This is a genomic window from Falsiroseomonas stagni DSM 19981 (genome assembly GCF_900114315.1).
Taxonomy (GTDB): Bacteria; Pseudomonadota; Alphaproteobacteria; order Acetobacterales; family Acetobacteraceae; genus Falsiroseomonas; species Falsiroseomonas stagni.
Window position 1 is genome coordinate 939458 of the sequence record NZ_FOSQ01000001.1, and the last position, 17752, is coordinate 957209.

General features: G+C 74.2%; 10 protein-coding genes. 2 read left to right on the top strand and 8 right to left on the bottom strand.

Going from position 1 to position 17752, the window contains the following annotated elements; translation table 11 throughout:
* Window positions 1–13 precede the first annotated feature (13 nt).
* From BM041_RS04415 to BM041_RS04425, 3 genes are read right to left on the bottom strand one after another with little or no spacing between them, the layout of a single operon-like run.
* On the bottom strand, window positions 14–664 hold the full coding sequence (locus BM041_RS04415) for an ABC transporter ATP-binding protein (RefSeq protein ID WP_092955996.1): 651 nt from the start codon (window positions 662–664) through the stop codon (window positions 14–16).
* 11 nt (window positions 665–675) lie between these two features.
* A complete protein-coding gene (locus BM041_RS04420; RefSeq protein ID WP_175533728.1) occupies window positions 676–1503 on the bottom strand; it encodes an ABC transporter permease in 828 nt (275 codons plus the stop codon).
* Window positions 1500–1940 (bottom strand): DVU3141 family protein, encoded by a 441-nt coding sequence (locus BM041_RS04425; RefSeq protein WP_175533729.1) that lies wholly within the window; start codon window positions 1938–1940, stop codon window positions 1500–1502. Before BM041_RS04425 ends, BM041_RS04420 begins: the two co-directional genes overlap by 4 nt.
* 304 nt (window positions 1941–2244) lie before the next feature.
* Here BM041_RS04425 and BM041_RS04430 point away from each other — a divergent pair, with 304 nt between their 5' ends.
* On the top strand, window positions 2245–3921 hold the full coding sequence (locus BM041_RS04430) for a capsular polysaccharide export protein, LipB/KpsS family (protein WP_092956004.1): 1677 nt from the start codon (window positions 2245–2247) through the stop codon (window positions 3919–3921).
* On the top strand, window positions 3918–4727 hold the full coding sequence (locus tag BM041_RS04435) for an SDR family NAD(P)-dependent oxidoreductase (protein ID WP_092956007.1): 810 nt from the start codon (window positions 3918–3920) through the stop codon (window positions 4725–4727). Before BM041_RS04430 ends, BM041_RS04435 begins: the two co-directional genes overlap by 4 nt.
* On the opposite strand, the gene BM041_RS04440 is transcribed toward BM041_RS04435, so the two are convergent.
* From BM041_RS04440 to BM041_RS04460, 5 genes are all read right to left on the bottom strand, one after another.
* Window positions 4681–5973 carry a capsule biosynthesis protein gene (locus BM041_RS04440; protein WP_175533730.1) on the bottom strand — a complete coding sequence of 431 codons (1293 nt, stop codon included), beginning with the start codon at window positions 5971–5973 and terminating at the stop codon, window positions 4681–4683. The genes BM041_RS04435 and BM041_RS04440 overlap by 47 nt on opposite strands.
* A 123-nt stretch (window positions 5974–6096) precedes the next feature.
* Window positions 6097–7236: a hypothetical protein gene (locus BM041_RS04445; RefSeq protein ID WP_092956013.1), complete on the bottom strand. Its 1140-nt coding sequence runs from the start codon at window positions 7234–7236 to the stop codon at window positions 6097–6099.
* Complete coding sequence (locus BM041_RS04450; protein WP_092956016.1) at window positions 7233–8555, bottom strand: aminotransferase class I/II-fold pyridoxal phosphate-dependent enzyme; 1323 nt, start codon at window positions 8553–8555, stop codon at window positions 7233–7235. The genes BM041_RS04445 and BM041_RS04450 overlap by 4 nt, the downstream gene beginning before the upstream one ends.
* A gap of 121 nt (window positions 8556–8676) precedes the next feature.
* The gene (locus tag BM041_RS04455; protein WP_175533731.1) at window positions 8677–16011 is read right to left on the bottom strand and encodes a type I polyketide synthase; all 7335 of its coding nucleotides are present in this window, start codon (window positions 16009–16011) and stop codon (window positions 8677–8679) included.
* 186 nt (window positions 16012–16197) lie between these two features.
* Window positions 16198–17472 (bottom strand): glycosyltransferase family 4 protein, encoded by a 1275-nt coding sequence (locus tag BM041_RS04460; protein ID WP_092956022.1) that lies wholly within the window; start codon window positions 17470–17472, stop codon window positions 16198–16200.
* Between the last annotated feature and the right edge of the window lie 280 nt (window positions 17473–17752).

The following is a 17752-nucleotide window of genomic DNA, read 5'->3' on the forward strand; positions in this document are numbered from 1 at the left end:
GGCAGGGAGGGTCTCAGAGGGCCTTATAGGTGGCGACAGCTTCATCGATGTCCTCGAAGAAGGTCAGGCTGCCATGGTTCAGCACCGCTGCGGTCCGGCAGTAGATCTTCAGATGTTCAGGCACATGGCTGACCAGGATCAGTGTACGGCCCCGGGTCTTCTGTGCCAGCTTTTCCTGGGCGCGGGCGACAAATCGTGCATCGCCCGCCGCGGTGATTTCGTCGATCAGGTAACAGTCGAAGTCCACGGCGAAGGACAGGCCGAGCAGCAGGCGCCCCATCATGCCGGCCGAATAGGTGCGGACCGGCATGTGCATGTAGCTGCCGAGTTCGGCGAAATCCTCGACCTGCCGGAGAACCTCCTTCACGTCGTGATCATAGATCCGGGCGATGAATCGCGCGTTGTCGGCGCCTGTCAGCGCCGCCTGCAGGCCGATCCCGTGCGCGAGGGGCCAGGAGACGGACATCCGCCGTTCGATGCGGCCGGAGGAGGGGTGTTCCACCCCGGCCAGCATCCGCACCAGGGTGGATTTGCCGGTGCCGTTGCGGCCGAGGATGCCGATCGCGTCGCCCGGGCGGATCACCGCGCTGACATTGCGCAGCACCGTCTTCCGGCTGCTCCCGCGCACCTCGTAGTGCTTGGAGACGTTATCGAGGATGATCACCGGCCAGCCCGTCAGAATTCGAGCTTGGGCCGCACGGCCCGGATCGCGGCGAGACCGAGCATGTTGACGATGAGCACGCAGGCGATCGCGTAGTCGACGTGGAAGTAGCTCTTCGTCAGGTCGCCGAACATGCCTTCCCGCACCATCTCGTGCATGCTGACCTGCGGGTTCCAGAGGAACACCTCGCGCCAACTCGGCGGCAGGTTCTGCAGGGCGAAGAAGGCGCCCGAGATGGGCAGGGACAGGTAGGTGAGGGGGTGGACGATGCGGTCCACGACGTCCCAGCGGGCAGCGCCGGCGGCGGCCAGCATGGCCAGTCCGTTGGCGAGGAGGAAGATCAGCAGCAGCCCCAGGGCCATCAGCGGGAGGTCCGCCGGCGGCATGTCCACCAGCCAGGACGAGCCGCCGATGATGAGCGCCAGGACCCCCATCACCGCCGCGGCTTCAAGGAGGTTGCGCGCCAGGATCACATCGGTCAGGCGGACCTGCCGATGGTACATCAGCGTCATATTCGCTTCGAAGGCTGAGGGCGCGCGGTTGATGATGGCGCGGAAGGCGAAGTAGGGCGCGTAGCCGACGACGTAGTAGAGGAAGACCGGGATGTTCCCCTTCCCCGCGGGATGCCAGACGAAGTGGATCAGGCCGATCGCCGAGGCGAGCATCAGCGGTTCCAGCACGAGCCAGAAGAACCCGACTTGGCTGTGACCGAAGCGCGTGGTCAGTTCCCGCAGCGCCAGGGCATGGATCACGCGGCCCTGGACCCGGAAGCCCTTCCTGATCAGGGCCAAGCCCTGCGGCCGCTCCGGCAGGCCAACCCCGTCGCTGGCCGTGCTGCTCACGGTCGCGGGATCCCGCCGCCGCGGAGCAGTATCCGCGTCTCCGCCCAGCTTCCCTCCGGCGTGGCGCAGATCACGCGGGCCCTTTCGCCCGCCGAGGTCACGACCGCCACTTCCCGGCATTCCCTGCCGCTGGCGGCGTTGTAGGCCCGGACGAGCCGCGCGGTCGCGGGTTGGCCATCCGCGAGCGTGATGCGGTCCTGCGCGCCCGGCTGCGATCTGGCCGCGAAGGCGAGCACCGGGTCGGCCGGCACGGCCGGGGCACTCTGGCTTGCAGCGGGCCCCGCAGCCTGGCGGCTGAAGGGCCAGCCGGCCGTCAGGCCGCCGGCGCCGCCACACCCCGACAGCATCAGCGCGGCAGCCAGCATGCCCATGGGCAGGCCCCGCCTGCCCCGGCGCGGCGTCGCCCGGGAGCTTGCAATCACGATGGCTTGCTTCATGGCGCCTGAGTTTAGCGGAACTCCAGGCTGACGCAAAACGCAAACCGCCCCTGCCATGGCTGCCGCCGGGGCTGGTCCAGGCCAGGGGGCCGACGCCGGCGGCGCGCAGTGCTACGGTGCCGGCGTGCCGGACCGGACCCCAACCCCCCCGCCCGCGGGGCCTTCACCCGCCCCCACCCCCGCCCTGGGGTCCCTGCGCGTGCCGGCGGCAGCGCTGCAGTCGGTGCCGCATCTGCCGGCCTTCTGGCCTGGGCATCGCCTGGTTCCGGTCGCAGGCGAGCCCCAGGACGCGGCACCGGAGGGCATGGACGCCCCCCTGCTGTGGACCCCCGGGCCCTTCCGCCCTGCCTGCCTCGGCATGCGGGAGCTGCCCGTCCTGCTGGTGGTGGCGCCAGGGCCGGACCCGGTCGGCACCGCCCTGGCCCGCCCGGCGCCGGCACTGTTCCTGGCGCTCGCCCCGCGGGTGATGGCGGCGGTGGCGGCAGGGCGGATCGGCGGGCCGCCGGGGCTGGATGATCCCGGCGCTGCGGCATTCGGCGTGCCGCGGCGAAGCGCGGCACTGCTGATCGGCGGCACACCACCCGCCGGGACGACCGTGCTGCGGGTGGCCGATCCCTTCGTCGATGGCGTGGCGGCACCGAACGGCATGCAGCCGCGCCTCTCGCCCTGGACCTTGCTGGACGCGGCCGCATCCCTGCATGGCGCATCCCGTCCCCTGGCGCTGCTGGCGCTGGCGGCGGGGGTGAGGGTGGCCGATGGGCCGCTGGCCGGGGCAGACCCGGTCGCGACCTGGGCCGCCCTCCTCGCCGCCACCCGGGCCGCCGACCCCTTCACGGGGCAGCCCTGCTCGATCGAGCATGCGCTGTCGATCCTGGCGCTGTGGCGGGAGCGTGAGGCGGAGTCGCGGGGCGTCGCCGCCTGCCTTGGCGTGCATCCCTACAAGCGGGACCGGGTGCGCGCGCTGCTGGCTTCCACCGCCCCTCCGCCTGGTTTCCACGGCCGCGCGGCCCATGCGGTGGCGGCCGCGCGGGCCCGCGGAGGCGCCCTGCTGGCCTGGGCGGCCGCCGCGCCGCCCGGACTGCGGGAACGCTGCCTGGCGGCGGGGGTGGAACTCCGCTGGCTGGAGGATGGCTTCATCCGTTCCGCCGGGCTTGGCGCCGCCTTCCGGCCCGGGGCCTCCTTCGCGCTCGATTCCGGCGGCGCCTATTTCGACCCGGCGGCACCGAGCGACCTGGCGCGCCTCATCGAGGCCGGGGATTTCGCGCCGGCGACGCTGGCGCGCGCGGCGGCGCTCCGCCAGGCGATCGTGGCGCGGGGCATCACGAAGTACAATCTGGGCGGCGCCGCGCCTGTGATCGCGGCGGCCCCCGGGCGGCGCGTGGTGCTGGTGCCGGGGCAGGTGGAGGACGACGCCTCCGTGCGGCTCGGCGGCGGGGCCATCCGCCGCAACATCGACCTGCTGCGCGCGGTCAGGGCGGCGGAGCCGGACGCCTTCCTCCTCTACAAGCCCCATCCGGACATCGAGGCCGGGTTCCGGCGGGGGCGCATCCCGAAGGCGGCGCTGGCGGGGCTGGCCGACCAGGTGGTGGAACAGGCGCCGATGGCGGCGCTGCTGGCCCGCGTGGATGCGGTGCATACCCTGACCTCCCTGACGGGGTTCGAGGCGCTGCTGCGCGGCCTGCCCGTGACCTGCTGGGGCATGCCCTTCTATGCGGGCTGGGGGCTCACGCAGGATCGCGGCGCCCTGCCGGCTGGCGCGCCCCCCCGAACGCGGTGCGCGACGCTCGATGAACTCGTGGCGGCGGCGCTGGTGCTCTATCCCCGCTGCATCGATCCGCTGACGCTGCTGCCCTGCCCGCCGGAGGTGCTGCTGGACCGGATGGCGCAGCCGGGGCTGTTCCCGCCCGGCCGCTTTTCCGCGATCCGCGCGGCGGAAGGCTGGCTGCGGCGTGGCATCGCGCGGATCAGGGGGTTGCGATGAAGGAAGCGCGGTCCGTCGTCATCAGCGGGGCCTCCCGCGGCCTGGGCGCCGCGCTCGCCCGGCGCTTCGCGGCGCCGGGCATGCGGCTGCTGCTGCTGGCACGGTCGGCGGCGGCGCTGGAGGCGGTCGCGCAGGAATGCCGCGCGGCCGGGGCGGTGGCGGTGGCCGCCGTGGTGGATGTGACCGATGCGGCCGCCGTCACCGCGGCGCTGGCGGCCTTCGAAGCCGCGGGGCCGGTCGACCTGGTGATCGCCAATGCCGGCACCTCCGCCGGCCGCGCGCCGGATGGCACGCCGGAGGACGGGGCGGCGGCGGCGCGGCAGGTGATGGTGAACCTGGTCGGCGCCATCAACCTGGTGGCGCCGCTGCTGCCGGGGATGCGGGCGCGGCGATCCGGGCAGGTGGCGCTGGTGGCCAGCATCGCGGGCTTCCGGGGCCTGCCGGATTTCCCGGCCTATTGCGCCAGCAAGGCCGGGCTGATCGCCTGGGGGGAGGGGCTGCGCGCGGCGGAGCGGGGGCGGGGCATCCGCGTGACGGTCATCACCCCGGGTTTCTTCCGCAGCGCCATGGGGGATCGCTTCCACGGCGCGCGTCCCCTGCTGCTGGGGACGGAGGAGGCGGCGGGCAAGGTGCATCGTGCCCTGCTTGTCGGCGTGCCGCGCCTCGGCTTCCCCTGGCCCATGGCGCTGGGGATGCGGCTGCTGGGCCTGCTGCCGCCCTGGATCGGCGACCGCGCGGTGGGGCTGATGCGCTTCCGGGTCAGCCCGGAGGCGACCCCGCCCCATGATCGGCCGCCGGATCCCTGAGGGGCGGCAGCAGCGCGCCGACACGGTCCTCGTGCAGCGCCTCCGTCACGGCGGCGACGGCCACGGCACGGCCCTGCGGGGCGTAGAAGACGCCACGCAACTGCGTCGTCGCCTGCAGGGCGGCGAGGAAATCGGCGCGGAAGGCCGGATCGGGCGTGGCCGCTTCCGTCCAGAAGCTGTCGAGCGGCCCCTGATGCGCCAGGCCGGGCAGGTTCCACACGGCGCTGCCAAGCGCCTTCACCGGCTTGCCGCAGACGACGGCCTTCAGCCCGACGGTGCTATTGATGGTGATCAGGCCTCGCATGCCGCGGACCATGTCGTCCAGGCTGCCGTTGCGCGCCACATGGACGCGGCCCGCAAGCCCGGCATCCGCCGCCAGTTGCCTGATCCGCTTCTCCCACGGCTTCAGGCAGGGATCGAGGGGATGGACCTTGATCAGCAACTGGCCCTCAGCCGGCGCATGGGTAGCGAAGGAGCGCAGCGTCTCCGCGATCGGGGTGTCGAGGTCGGGATAGGGCGAATAGGCGCGGACGGAGAAATCGGTCTCCGTCTGCATGGCGAAGAGCCAGAAGGGACGGTCGCCGATGGCGGCCAGCGCCCGGTCGCCTTCCGCCCTTTCGGCCCGCCGGCGCAGCAGGCGGCGGGCGACGCCCCAATAGGTGGCGATCGGGTGGTGCAGCTGGTGGGATCGGTAGTGGGGAAAGGGCCAGGGGGCGAGGCAGGCCAAATGGTAGATCACGTCCCAGACGGCCTGGCGGCCGAAATCATCCCGCAGTTTCTCCGTCAGATCCGCAGGCGGCAGGCACCGGGCCAGGGCGCGGATGCGGTCGGGGTCGCGCGGGAAGCGGCTGTCGCCGCCCATGCCATCACGCTCCAGCGTGATCCAGTCCGGGCGGAAATAGCCGAAATCGGTCACCACCACGGCGATGTCCCGCGTCGCGGCGGCGCTGATCGCCGCGCGATGGTAGCCCCGCTGCTCGCCCAGCAGCAGGATGTCCGTGATGCCGTGCCGGTCGAGGTAGCCGGCGATGAAGGCGGGCCAGTCTTCCGGACGGCCCTGGTAGTGGACCGCCGGCGGCTGCCCCTCCACGCCCCCCCAGAACAGCCGATCCCCGAAGCTGAGGTTGATGCGGTGGGTTGCATGACCGCGCGCAGCCAGGGCGCGCGCCACTTCGGTGAAGAAGGGGCTGATCGGTCCCTGCAGGAAAAGGAAGCGGCGCGGGCCGGGGCGCGGTGGCGCCGCCACTATGGCAACGCCGTCGCGAATCCTGGCCGACGGCAGGGCATCGGTCCGTAGCATCGGGCCCATAGCCACCATCGGCAGGGCACCTGTCAATGGCAGGGGGCGCGGCGGCGGTTTCGCCGTGCTTCAACCCTGGGCGGGCGAAGCCGCGGGCATCGACCACAGCCGCCATCGCCCGGTGACCGGCGCGGGCAGGCGCGCCATGGCATTCCGCATCGGCGCGTTGTCCTCGAGGATCCAGGAAATCTCGATCCGTCGCCATCCGCGCCGCGCCGCCAGGCCGAAGCCGGCATCCAGCAGCGCCCCCATGGCGAGGGCGGAGGCGGGGTGCCGGCGGAAGGCGCGGGTGATGCCCAGCATCGGGATGCGGGCCTGGTCGGCACCCGCCGGGATGCGCCCTGCCAGGGCCGGCAGCAGCCTGGCCCAGCCGAATGGCAGCAGCCTGCCGTCCCGGGGCAGGGCGGCATCGATGTTCGGCACCAGCGACAGCAGCCCGACCGGCATCCCGTCCCAGGCCGCGATGAAGACCTCCCCCCGCCAGAGCAGCGGGCGGAGCAGGGTGGCCAGGGTTTCGACCTCTGCCGGGCCGAGCGGCACGGCGCCCCAATTGTCGGCCCAGGCATCGTCGAACAGCGCGGCCACCAGCCGCACCTCCGCCGCATAGTCGGCCCGGCGGAGCCCGCGGATCGACAGCCGCGCCATGTCCGTGGCGCGGGCGGCGGCCAGGCGCGCGAAGCGGGCGCGGTGGTGTTCGGTGGCGAGGTCGACGGTACAGGCCAGCACGTCCTTCACGGCGTGAAGCCCGGCCGCATCCAGCGCGGCGGGGAGCCAGCGGGGCGTGCCCGGCATGCGCAGCATGGGCGGCCGGTCGAAGAAGCCGGCCTGGGCGCCGACCTCATGGTTGATGGTGAAGGACAGCGGGCCGATGAGCGCTTCCCGCCCTCCTGCGGCCGCGAAGCCCCGCGCGGCCGCGAGCAGCCCCCGCAGCACCGCCGGATCCTCCTCCAGCGCCAGGAAGCCGAAGGTGGCGGGGGCGGCGGGGTCGTGCGGGACGCAGGCGGCGATCCGCCCGACCGCACCCCCATCCCGCCACGCCAGGAACCGCGCGACATCATGGGTGGCGAGGAAGCCGTTGGTGGCGGGGGCGAAGAGGCGCCGCTCCTCCCACCGCAGCCGGGGCGCCCAGCCGGCCCCCGACAGGCGGGCGGGCAGGGCGTGGAAGGCGAGATCCTCCGCGCGGCCGCGGACCGGCCGGGTCTCGATCACCCCGCGAGATCGGCCGGCGAGATGCCGTCATTCGCCGCCGCCAGCGCGGCGACGGCATCGCGGATGTCCTTCTCCTCATGCTCGGCGGAGATGAAGAAGCGCAGCCGCGCCGCCTTCTCCGGCACCGCGGGGAAGATGATCGGCAGGGCGTTCACGCCGCGCTCCAGCAGGGCGGCGGAGACGCGGACGGCGCGTACGGAACTGCCGAGCACGACGGGCACGATGCCGAGGCCGGCCGATGCCCCCGTATCGAAGCCCCTGGCGCGGCAGAGGTCGCGGAACAGCGCGGCATTCGCCTGCAGCTTCGCCACCCGCCAGGGCTCCGCGCGCATCACCTCCAGCGCCGTGAGGGCGGAGGCGGCGAGTGGCGGCGCGAGGCCGACCGAATAGACGAAGCCCGGTACCGTATGGCGCATCCAGTCGATCAGGTCGGCCCGGCCCGTGATGTAGCCGCCGCAGGCGCAGAGCGTCTTCGACAGCGTGCCCATCCAGATGTCGACCTCCGCCGGATCGACGCCGGCGGCTTCGAAGGCGCCAAGGCCGGTGGCGCCGACCACGCCCAGCCCATGCGCATCATCCACCATCAGCCAGGCATCATGCTTCCGGGCCATGGCGACGAACGCGGCGAGGTCCGGGACATCCCCGTCCATGGAATAGTGGCCTTCGACGACCAGCAGCGCGCGGGCGGCGCCGCGGCGCGCGGCGGCGAGTTCGCGTTCCGCCGCGCGGGCATCGTTGTGGGGGAAGGTGACCCGGCGCGCGCCGGACAGCTTGGCGCCCTCCGCCGCCGAATTGTGGATCGCGGCATCATGCACGATGACATCGCGCGGGCCCATCAGGTGGCCGATGACGGTGACATTGGTGGCGTGCCCGCTGACGAAGGCCAGCGCCGCCTCCGCCCCGTAGTGGCGTGCCAGCGCCGCTTCCAGCGCCCCATGCACCGGCCTTTCGCCGGAGACGACGCGGGAGGCGGAGGCGGAGATGCCGTAGCGCGCCATGGCCGCCGCCGCCGCCTGGTGCAGGCGCGGGTCGCCGTTGAGGCCCAGGTAATCGTAGGAGCCGAAATTGATGACGTCCCGGTTGCCGATCAGGCTGTGCGCGCCGGCGCGGCCTTCATGGGCGCGGAAGAAGGGGCTCTCGATGCCGAGCGCCACCATCCCTTCCTGCACGAGGCCCCAGTCGCGCAGGTTCTGGATGCTGCTGAAGCCGCGCCCATCCGCCGCGCGCTGCGCGTCCTGTCCCTCCCGTCGCCGGGCGAGGCGCTGCACCAGCGCCAGGCGCGCGGTGGCTGAGAGGCCGAAGCCATGTCCCCGGACCATGCGTCAGGCCCCATGCCGGGACAGCGGGCGCGGCCTGCCGCGGGTGTGTGGCGTCACTGCCATGGTCGCGTGCCGAACCTCCGATGCTGCGCGGCCGGGCCCAGGCCGGCGGTGGCGCCCCTCATTCCGCGGCGCGGATATCGCCCTGCTGGGGTTCGAAGGCCTCCATCAGGGTGGAGATGGTGGCTTCCGTATCCGGCTGCGCGATGGCCGCCGCGGCGATCTGCCGTGCCAGGGTCCCGACCGTCAACTCCTCGCTGAGGGCGGAGAGCGCGACCTGGACGCCGAGGCGCTGTTCGAGGCCGCCGCGCAATTCCATGGCGCCGAGGCTGTCGAGGCCGAGCGCCGTTACCCCCGCATCGGCGCCGATGCCGTCCGGCGGCAGGCGCAGGATGCGGGCGATCTCCTCCGTCACCAGGCGCAGCACCAGCGCCTCCGCCTCCGGCCGCGGCAGGGTGGCGAGGTGGGCGCGCAGATTCTCCTGCGCCGGCGCAGCGGCGGGGCCGGCGAGGGCGGCCAGCATCGGCTCCTGCATGATCGGCAGCGCCAGGCGGCCGTCCGAGGCGCCGAGGCGCACCAGCACCGGCGTGGCTTCCCCGGCGGCGAGCAGCGCCGGCAGCATGGCGAGCGATTCCGCCGCCGTCATCGCGGTGACGCCGAGGCGGCGATTGAGCTTCGCGGCCTTGTCGCCATCCGCGGCCAGCATGCCGACATCGGTGATGGGCCCCCAGGCCACGGCCAGCGCCGGGCGGCCCGCGGCGCGGCGGCGGCGGGCCAGTGCCTCCAGCGCCGCATTGGCGGCGACGTAGTTGGACTGGCCGGGATTGCCGAAGGCGGTGGTGGCGCTGCTGAACAGCAGGAACAGCGTCAGCGGGTCCGCCGCCGTCAGCCGGTCCAGGTTCTCCGCCGCCGCCAGCTTCGGCGCCAGCACGCGCTGGAAGCGGGCGGCATCCATGGCCGTGGCGGCGCCGTCATCCAGCACGGCGGCGGCATGCACCACGCCGCCGATCGGCCGGCCCGCCCGGATTTTTGCCAAGGTCGCGGCGAGGGCCTCGGCGTCGGTGGCGTCGCAGGCGTGGATGGCGGCGCGGGCGCCGAGTGCGGCGAGATCGCGCAGCGCGGTCGCTTCCTCACCGGGTTCATCGGCTGCCACCGCGCCGCGGCGGCTGATGAGGGCGAGGTGCCGCGCGCCCTGGGCGGCCAGCCACTTCGCGGTGGCCAGGCCGAAGCCCCGCGTGCCGCCGACGACGACGATCGTCGCCTCCGCGGGCGGTGCCCAGGGCGCGGTGGCGGCGGGCAGGGGCGCGGGCGGGCGGATCACCAGCTTGCCGATATGGGCGGAGGCCTGGAGGGTGCGGAAGGCGGCCTCCACCTCCTCAGGCCCGAAGGCGGCATGGGGCAGGGGCAGGAAGCTGCCATCCTGAAGGCGGTCGCGGACCTGGCCGAGCAGCCGCGCCGCGACGCCGGGGCGGGCGCGCGGCAATTCGTCCACATCCACGGCGAAATAGCTGGCGTTGCGGCGCAGCGGGCGGATCGGCGCGCGGCGGTTCTCCACATAGTCCCGCTTGCCGAGTTCCACGAAGCGACCGAAGGGCTTCACGAGGGACAGGCTGCGTTCCATGGCATCGCCGGCCAGGGAGTTCAGCACCACGTCGACACCGTCCGGCCACTGGGCGCGCAGCGCGTCGGCGAAGCCGGGGTCGCGGCTGTCCAGCACCAGCTCCGCCCCGGCGGCGCGCAGGAAGGCGCGCTTGGCGGGGCTGCCCGCCGTCATGGCCACGCGGGCACCGATCTGCTGCGCGACCTGCAGCGCCGCCAGGCCCACGCCCCCGGCGCCGCCATGGATCAGCACGCTCTCCCCCGCCTGCAGCGCGGCGCAGGATTCCAGGGCATGCAGCGCGGTCAGGAAGGCGACGGGAATGGTCGCCGCTTCCTCGGCGCTCAGCCCATCCGGCAGGGGCGTGATCGCTTCCACCCGGGTGATGGCGCGGGCGGCCAGCGCCGCGGGGGCGAAGCCGAAGACGCGCGTGCCGGGCCGGATCGCCACGCCCGGGCCGGCGGCGATGACGGTGCCGGCGCATTCCATGCCAAGGGTGGGGCCGGCGAAGCCTGCTTCCAGCACCTCCTCCGGCAGCAGGCCCTGCGCCCACATCAGGTCGCGGAAATTGAGGCCCGCGGCCTCCACCGCGATCGCGACCTCCCCCGGGCCCGGTGCGCGCTGGGTCGCGGCTTCCCAGCGCAGCGTGCCCAGCCGGCCGGGCTGGCCCAGGCCGAGCATGAGGGGGCCGGTCGGCGGCGTGGCCGGCGCCGGCTGCAGGCGCGGCACCAGGCGCTGGTCGGGGCCGAGCGTGACCTCCGCCTCCGGTACCGGTGAATCGAGTTCGGCGGCCAGGCGCCGCGCGGCGGCGGCGGGTGCCATGCCCGGGGCGATGTCGATCCGGCGCGGGCGAAGCGCCGGCATCTCATTCGCCAGGACGCGCATCAGGCCGAGCAGCGCGGCGGCTTCCGGCACATGCCGGCCCTCGGCGGGCTGCTGGCCGCCCATGGTGGCCAGTACGAAGCCGCTGGCCTGGCCATGCGCCGCTTCCGCCAGGCGCGTGATCGCGGCCAGGGTACCGGGCAGGCTGGCGGCATCGGGGCTGGCGCAGCACAGCAGCCGCACGCCGCTGAGCGCGGTCGCCTCGATCGTCGCGCCCAGCACGCCGCGCGCCACGCTGCCGCCCCGGCGCAGCAGCCGCGCGGCCAGGGCATCGGCCAGCGGCAGGGATGCGGGGTCCGCCAGCAGCAGCGTCCGCGGCGGCGCGGGCGGGGCGGCGGCCGGCGGGGGCGGCGCTTCCCCCACCAGCAGAAGCGCGGGCCAGGGCGCGCAGCCCAGCGGTTCCGCCGCCACGGCGCGGAAGCCGGCATCGGCCAGCCGGCCCGTCCACAGGGCGGCGTCCGGCAGCGCTCCGCCGGCCGAGCCCGCGGGATCGGGGCCGAGGCCACTCCACCAGGCCGGGTCCTGGCCACAGACGAAGGTCCAGACGCGGCCGGGCAGGGGTTCGGCCAGCAGCAGCGCACCCCCTTCCGCCAGGGCCCGGCGCAGCGCCGCCGCCATCGCGACCCCGGCCCGGGCGCGCGCCGCCGGGGCCAGCCCGATGACGAGGTCCGCCACCAGAGGCGGGGGCGCGTCGGAAAGCGGGTCCCAGACCGCGCCGGTCAGGGCGCTGCCCGCGGGCAGGCCCGGCGGCAGGGCGGGCAGGGCGACGCGGCCATCGCCCGCGGCCACATAGACCAGGGCGCGGCCCAGCGGCGCGATCCGCGCCAGCACGCGGCGCGCCAGCACGCCCCCGGCGGTGCCGACTTCCAGGATGCGGATCGGGCGGGTTTCCGGCCATGCGGCGGCCAGGGCGCCCACGGCAGCGGCGACGGCCTCCGCCAGCTGGGCCATGGCCAGGCCCTCGGCGGGCGGCGGCGCAGGATCACGCGTCTGGCCGCGCAGGGCCTCCGGCAGGCGTTCCGCCGATTCGGCGATCCAGGCGAGGTCGAGGGCGAGGCCCGGCTGTTCGGCCAGGACGGAGCGCCAGATCGCCTCCGCCGGCGGCAGGGCTGAATCGGGCAGCAGCCGGATGCCGCCGCGTGCGAGCGGCTCCGCCGCGCCATCCTCGATCAGCGCCCGGCGAAGGAAGGCGTGGTAGGGGGATGCCTCCGGCGGTGCATCGGCATGGGCGGGATCGCCGGCGTAGAGCGCCTGCGCGGCCGCGGCGACATGCGCTTCGAGCAGCAGGGCGGCTTCGGTCAGGTCCATCCCCGCGGCGGCGGCCCGCGCGGCGTCCAGCGCGGGGGCGAGGGCCGGCGCCGGCGGCGGGCCTTCCGCGGCGGGGGCGAGCGCGATGCGCCAGGCGGCATCGGCCGCCGGGACGGCCCCGGCCTGGGTGAACATCTGGAACACCGCGCCTTCGACCCGCGCCACCGCCTGGCCGGCGGCATCGCGCAGCACCGCGCGCGCGGTCACGGATCGCGCACCGCGGCGGACCAGCGATACCTCCGCCAGCACCGGCGGCACGGCGCCGGGGCGTGCGACCAGCCGGGCGAAGCGCACGGGGGCGAGCCCGATGCCCGGTGGCAGCCCCGCCTCCCCCAGCAGGCCGAACAGGCCCTGCAAGGCGCCATCGAGACGCGAGGGATGCAGCAGGAAGCCGGCGTCGGAAGGGGCTGCATCCGGCAGCGCCAGGCGCACCAGGGCGCGGCCCAGGCCATCGGCGGGGCCGCGGCTTGCCTCCACCCGTTCCACCGCCCCGAAGGCCGGGCCGTAGGTCAGGCCGAGGCTGGCGGCCAGGCTGCGGATCGCGGCCCCGTCGATCGTCACCGCGTCGGGCAGGGTTTCGCGCGGCGGGAGGGAGAGGGCGGCGGCCGTCACCGCATGGGCCTCGCCTTCCGCATGCAGCGCCCAGGCGTCGCCGGACAGGCGGCGCCGGCTTTCCAGGCGGAAGGCCCCCGCGGCATCCAGCGTGCACCGCACTTCCCGCGTCCGCCCGGGCTCCAGCGCCAGGGGGCGGAGGATGCGCAACTCCGCCACTTCCAGTGCCGCGGCCTCGGGATGCCGGATGCGGGCGGCGGCCAGCGCCATGTCGAGCATGGCAGCAGCCGGCAGCACCGCATCGGGGCCGAGGCGATGGTCGGCCAGCCAGGGTTCAAGGTCGGTATCGAGCGCGCGGGACCAGATGCCGGGCTCGCTGCCCCGCCGGAAGCCGAGCAGCCTGTGGTCCTGGTCCGGGTCCAGCAGCCGCACGCTTTCCGGCGTGGCGGCATGCCAGGCGGGCTTGCGGTCGAAGGGCGTCAGCGGCAGGCGGCGCGTGGCCGGGCCTCGGAAGGCCGGGGCGGCGCGCGGGTCGGTGCCGCCGGCGACCAGCCTGTCCGCGATGCCGGGGAAGGGGTCCTGCCCCGGCACGTCGCGCCGGCTGAGCGTGGCGAAGGGTGCGGCTTCCACCGCGGCGGCGCGGAACGTCTCCCGCATATAGGATTGCAGGACCGGGTGCGGGCCGATTTCCACGAACAGTCGGGCGCCGCGATCCAGCGCGGCACGCAGCGCGGCCTCGAACAGCACGGGTTGCCGGAGGTTGCCCCACCAGTAGGGAGCCCCTGCCGCGTCGCCGTCCAGCGCCTGCCCGGTGACGGTGGAGATCATGGGCAGGCGCCCGGGCGCTGCCGCCAGGTCGGCCAGATCCGCCAGCAGCCCGTCGCGCACCGGGTCCATGGCGCTGCTGTGGAAGGCGAAGTCGAGGTCGAGCGGGATGAAGGAATGGCGCCGCGCTTCCGCCAGGGGGCGCAGCGCCTCCAGCGCCGCGGCGGGACCGGCCAGGGTGACGGAGGCCGGCGCGTTCAGCGCCGCGACTTCCAGCCCCGCCGTGGCCGGACCGAGTTCCGCGATCATCGCGGCCGCTTCGGCGGCGGCGGCGCCAAGCGCGGCCATCCGCCCCACGCCCTGCATCCGTTGCTGATGCCGGCTGCGCGCCACCACGAGTTGCGCGGCGGCCGGCAGGTCCAGCATCCCCACGGCATGGGCGGCGGCGACCTCCCCCACCGAATGGCCGAGGACCATGTCCGGACGGATGCCCTGCGCGGCCAGCGCGCCCAGGCTCGCGACCTGGATGGCGAAGAGGAGGGGCTGCGCGACGTCGGTGGCCGTCAGGTCGGCGGCGGAGACGCCGGCGCGCAGCATCGCGAGCGGCGACCAGCCGAGCAGCGGCGCCAGCGCGGCATCGACCGGGCGGAAGGCCCGGCGGAAGGCGGCGGAATGCGCCAGCGCGGCGCGGGCCATCCCGGCATGCTGGGCGCCATTGCCGCTGAAGACGAAGCAGATGCCGCCGGCCGAGGACGGCACGGCGGTGGCGATGCCCGGGGTCGCCGTGCCGGCCGTTGGCTCCGTCTTCGCAAAGGCATCCGGCAGGCCGGCGGGGCGCAGCCACTCGGCGATGGCCGAGGCCAGCGCATCGCCATCCCGGCCGCGCAGGACCAGCCGGTGGGGTTGAAGGTCCCGGTACCGCGCCGCGCCGCGCGCCAGGTCCGCGACCGTGGCGGCATCCTGGCCCCGCAGCCGCCCCTCCCACCGCCGGGCCAGGCCCGTCAGCGCCGCGGCGGAGCGGGCGGAGAGCAGCAGCGGCGGCATGGCAGCCGGCCTGGCGGCCGACGGCGCCAGGGCGCCGGCCGGTGCCGGGCCGAGCAGCACGGTGGCGTTCGTGCCGCCGAAGCCGAAGGAGTTCACCCCGGCGACGCCGGCCGGCAGCAGGCTGTCCGGTTCATCGCCACGGCTGATGACGCGCAGGTTCAGGGCGGCGAAATCGATCTGCGGGTTCGGGTTGACCTGGTGCAGCGTGGGCGGGACCCGCCCCTGTTCCAGCACCAGCATCGCCTTCAGCAGGCCCGCCAGGCCCGACGCAGGCTCCAGGTGGCCGATATTCGTCTTGATGGAGCCGATCGGCAGCGGCCGAGCCCGCCCGATGGCGGCCTGGCCGATGGCCCAGGCCTCCGTCGGGTCGCCTACCTGGGTCCCGGTGCCATGCGCCTCGAAATAGGCGAGGTCGTCCGGCACGACGCCGGCTTCCGCCATGACGCGCCGGATCAGCGCTGCCTGCGCCTCCCGGTTCGGCAGCGACAGGCCGATGGTGCGCCCCGCGCTGTTCACGCCGCTGCCGAGGATCACGCCGCGCACCGCGTCGCCGGCGGCGATCGCGGAATCGAGCGGCTTCAGCAGCAGCGCCACCGCGCCTTCCGCCCGCACATAGCCATCCGCCGCCGCATCGAAGGCGCGGCACCGCCCGGTGGGGGACAGCATGCCGGCGCGGGAGAAGCCCACGAAGGGGAAGGGGGACAGCAGCATCTGCACGCCCCCCACCACCGCCGCATCCAGCCGGCCCCCCGCCAGCGCCGCGCAGGCTGCGTGCAGGGCGACGAGGGAGGAGGAGCAGGCGGTGTCGATCGTCTCCGCGGGGCCGCGCAGGTCGAAGACGTTGGTCAGGCGGTTCGACAGGATGGAGAGGGCATTGCCCGTCATGAAGTAGCGGTCGCCACCGGACTGGTCGGGCAGGCGTACATCCGCGTAGTCCGTCGCCGACCCGCCGACGAAGACACCGATGGCGCGGCCGGCGATGGATGAGGCGGGCCAGCCGGCATCCTCCAGCGCTTCCGCCGTCACTTCCAGCAGCACGCGCTGCTGGGGATCCATCTCCGCCGCTTCGCGCGGGGAAATGCCGAAGGCGCCGGCATCGAAGCCGCGCGCGTCGCCGATGGTGCCGGCCGCGAAGGTGTAGGACCGGCCGGGCTCGCCGCGTCGCGGGTGGAAGAAGGCATCGACCGTGAAGCGGTCGGCCGGCACCGACGTCACGGCATCGGTGCCCGCGGCCAGCATCGGCCACAGCGCATCGAGGCTCGGCGCGCCCGGCAGGCGGCAGCCCGCGCCCACGATGGCGATTGGCATGGATGGCATGCCCTTGCCCGTGCTGGTGCCCCTGCCGCGCAGGCCATGCCTCACCGCGCCAGGCCGCGTCGTCCGTTGTGGACGATCGGCGATCTTCATCGTGCCGTTCCCGCCCTTGTCAGACGGCTGTCTTCGGCAGGCGAGGCTGGCGGGGCGGGGCGGAACCCGGAGGAACGGCGGCCAACGTCAAGGATGGCCTTCATCGCGCCGCCCGACGCCCGGTTCCGGCCGTGCCAGCGCCGGCAGGGCAGGTTGCAGGGATGGCTGGCCGATCGGCCGCTGCGCGAGGCGCACCATCAGTCGATCGACCTCGATGAAATGCCGCTCCCAGCTCGGCGGCTTCCAGGCGGCCAGCCGGCCCATCTGCGCGCGGCGGCCGACGCTGTCCGACCGCGCGTAATCCAGCACGGCACTGCGCCAGGCGGAGCCGTCCAGCGGGTCGAGGTAGTCCGGCGCCGCGCCGCCCACTTCGCGCAGCGCGGGCAGGTCTGACGCGATCGCGGGAACGCCAAGCGCGAGGGCTTCGGCCAGCGGCAGGCCGAAGCCTTCGGCGAAGGAGGGAAACAGAAGCCCGCGGGCGCCGCGCAGCAGCGATGCGACCTCCCGGTCCGGCAGCGGCCCGGCTTCCCGCACCAGGCCATCCAGCGCGCTGCAGCGCTCCAGCATGTCCAGCACGTTCTCGTTCTCCCACCCGCGGCGGCCGACCACGACCAGGCGGGGCGCAGCCGCGCCATGGGTGCTGGCGAGCTGCCGCCAGAGGTTCAGCAGCAGGAGGTGGTTCTTGCGCGGCTCGATCGTGCCGAGCACGACGAAATAGGGGCGGAGCGCGACGGGCGGCGCTTCCACCATCGGCGGCGTGACGCCGAGCGGCGCGACCGCGACCTGGGGTGGAGAGGGACGGGCGCTGAGCCAGGGCATCAGCTCCGCCGCCGTCGCCGCGGAGTTCACGATGATCGCATCCGCCAGCGCGGCGGTGGTGACGATGCGGCGGCGGTGCTTCTCCGCATGGCCGGCGCGGGCGAATTCGGGGTGATGGAGCGGGATCAGGTCATGGATCAGGGGCACGAAGTGGCAGCCCTGGCGACGCAGCGCCGCGATGCGCGCGGGGCGTTCCAGCGCCCGGTGCGACACCAGCAGGAAGCACTTCGGACCCGGCCGCCGCAGCGCTTCGACCAGCGCGCCGCGACCGAAGGGCAGGGACAGGCGGGCGCGGCGTGCGGAGCCGGTGGCGATCCGCGATCCGTTCTCCCACGCCTCCTCCAGCGCCGTCACCAGTTCACGGACAAGGGAGGCGGGCAGCGCGGCGAAGCCCAGCAAGGGAACTTCGGCGACGAAGGTGCATTCAGAGGGGGCCAGGTTCGCCCAGTGGCGCGCATAGGCCAGTTCGACCCGGTCGATGCCGGACGGGGCCGTCCGATGAGCGACACTCAGCAACCGGGAGATGTCGAGGAAGACGTGCATGCCTACCGCTTCCCTCGCCAGGGAGATGCCCGCCACCCGAAGATATTCGCCTGCTGGCGGGCCAAACCGCTGATCTCCTTGGCAAGGAAGTCAATCCTGTAGCGGATGACGCTTCCCTGCTGCGCACATTAGTGTGTGAGTGTGTGCAGCGCGTCAATCTCTTTTTTTCAACGAAATCGAAACTTTCGCGTCTTGCGTGTGCGGGATCGCGGCCAAGTTGCTGGCGGCGGTCCCTGTCCAGGCCAGCGGGTCACCCGGGCCTGTGCGTCGCGACATGATG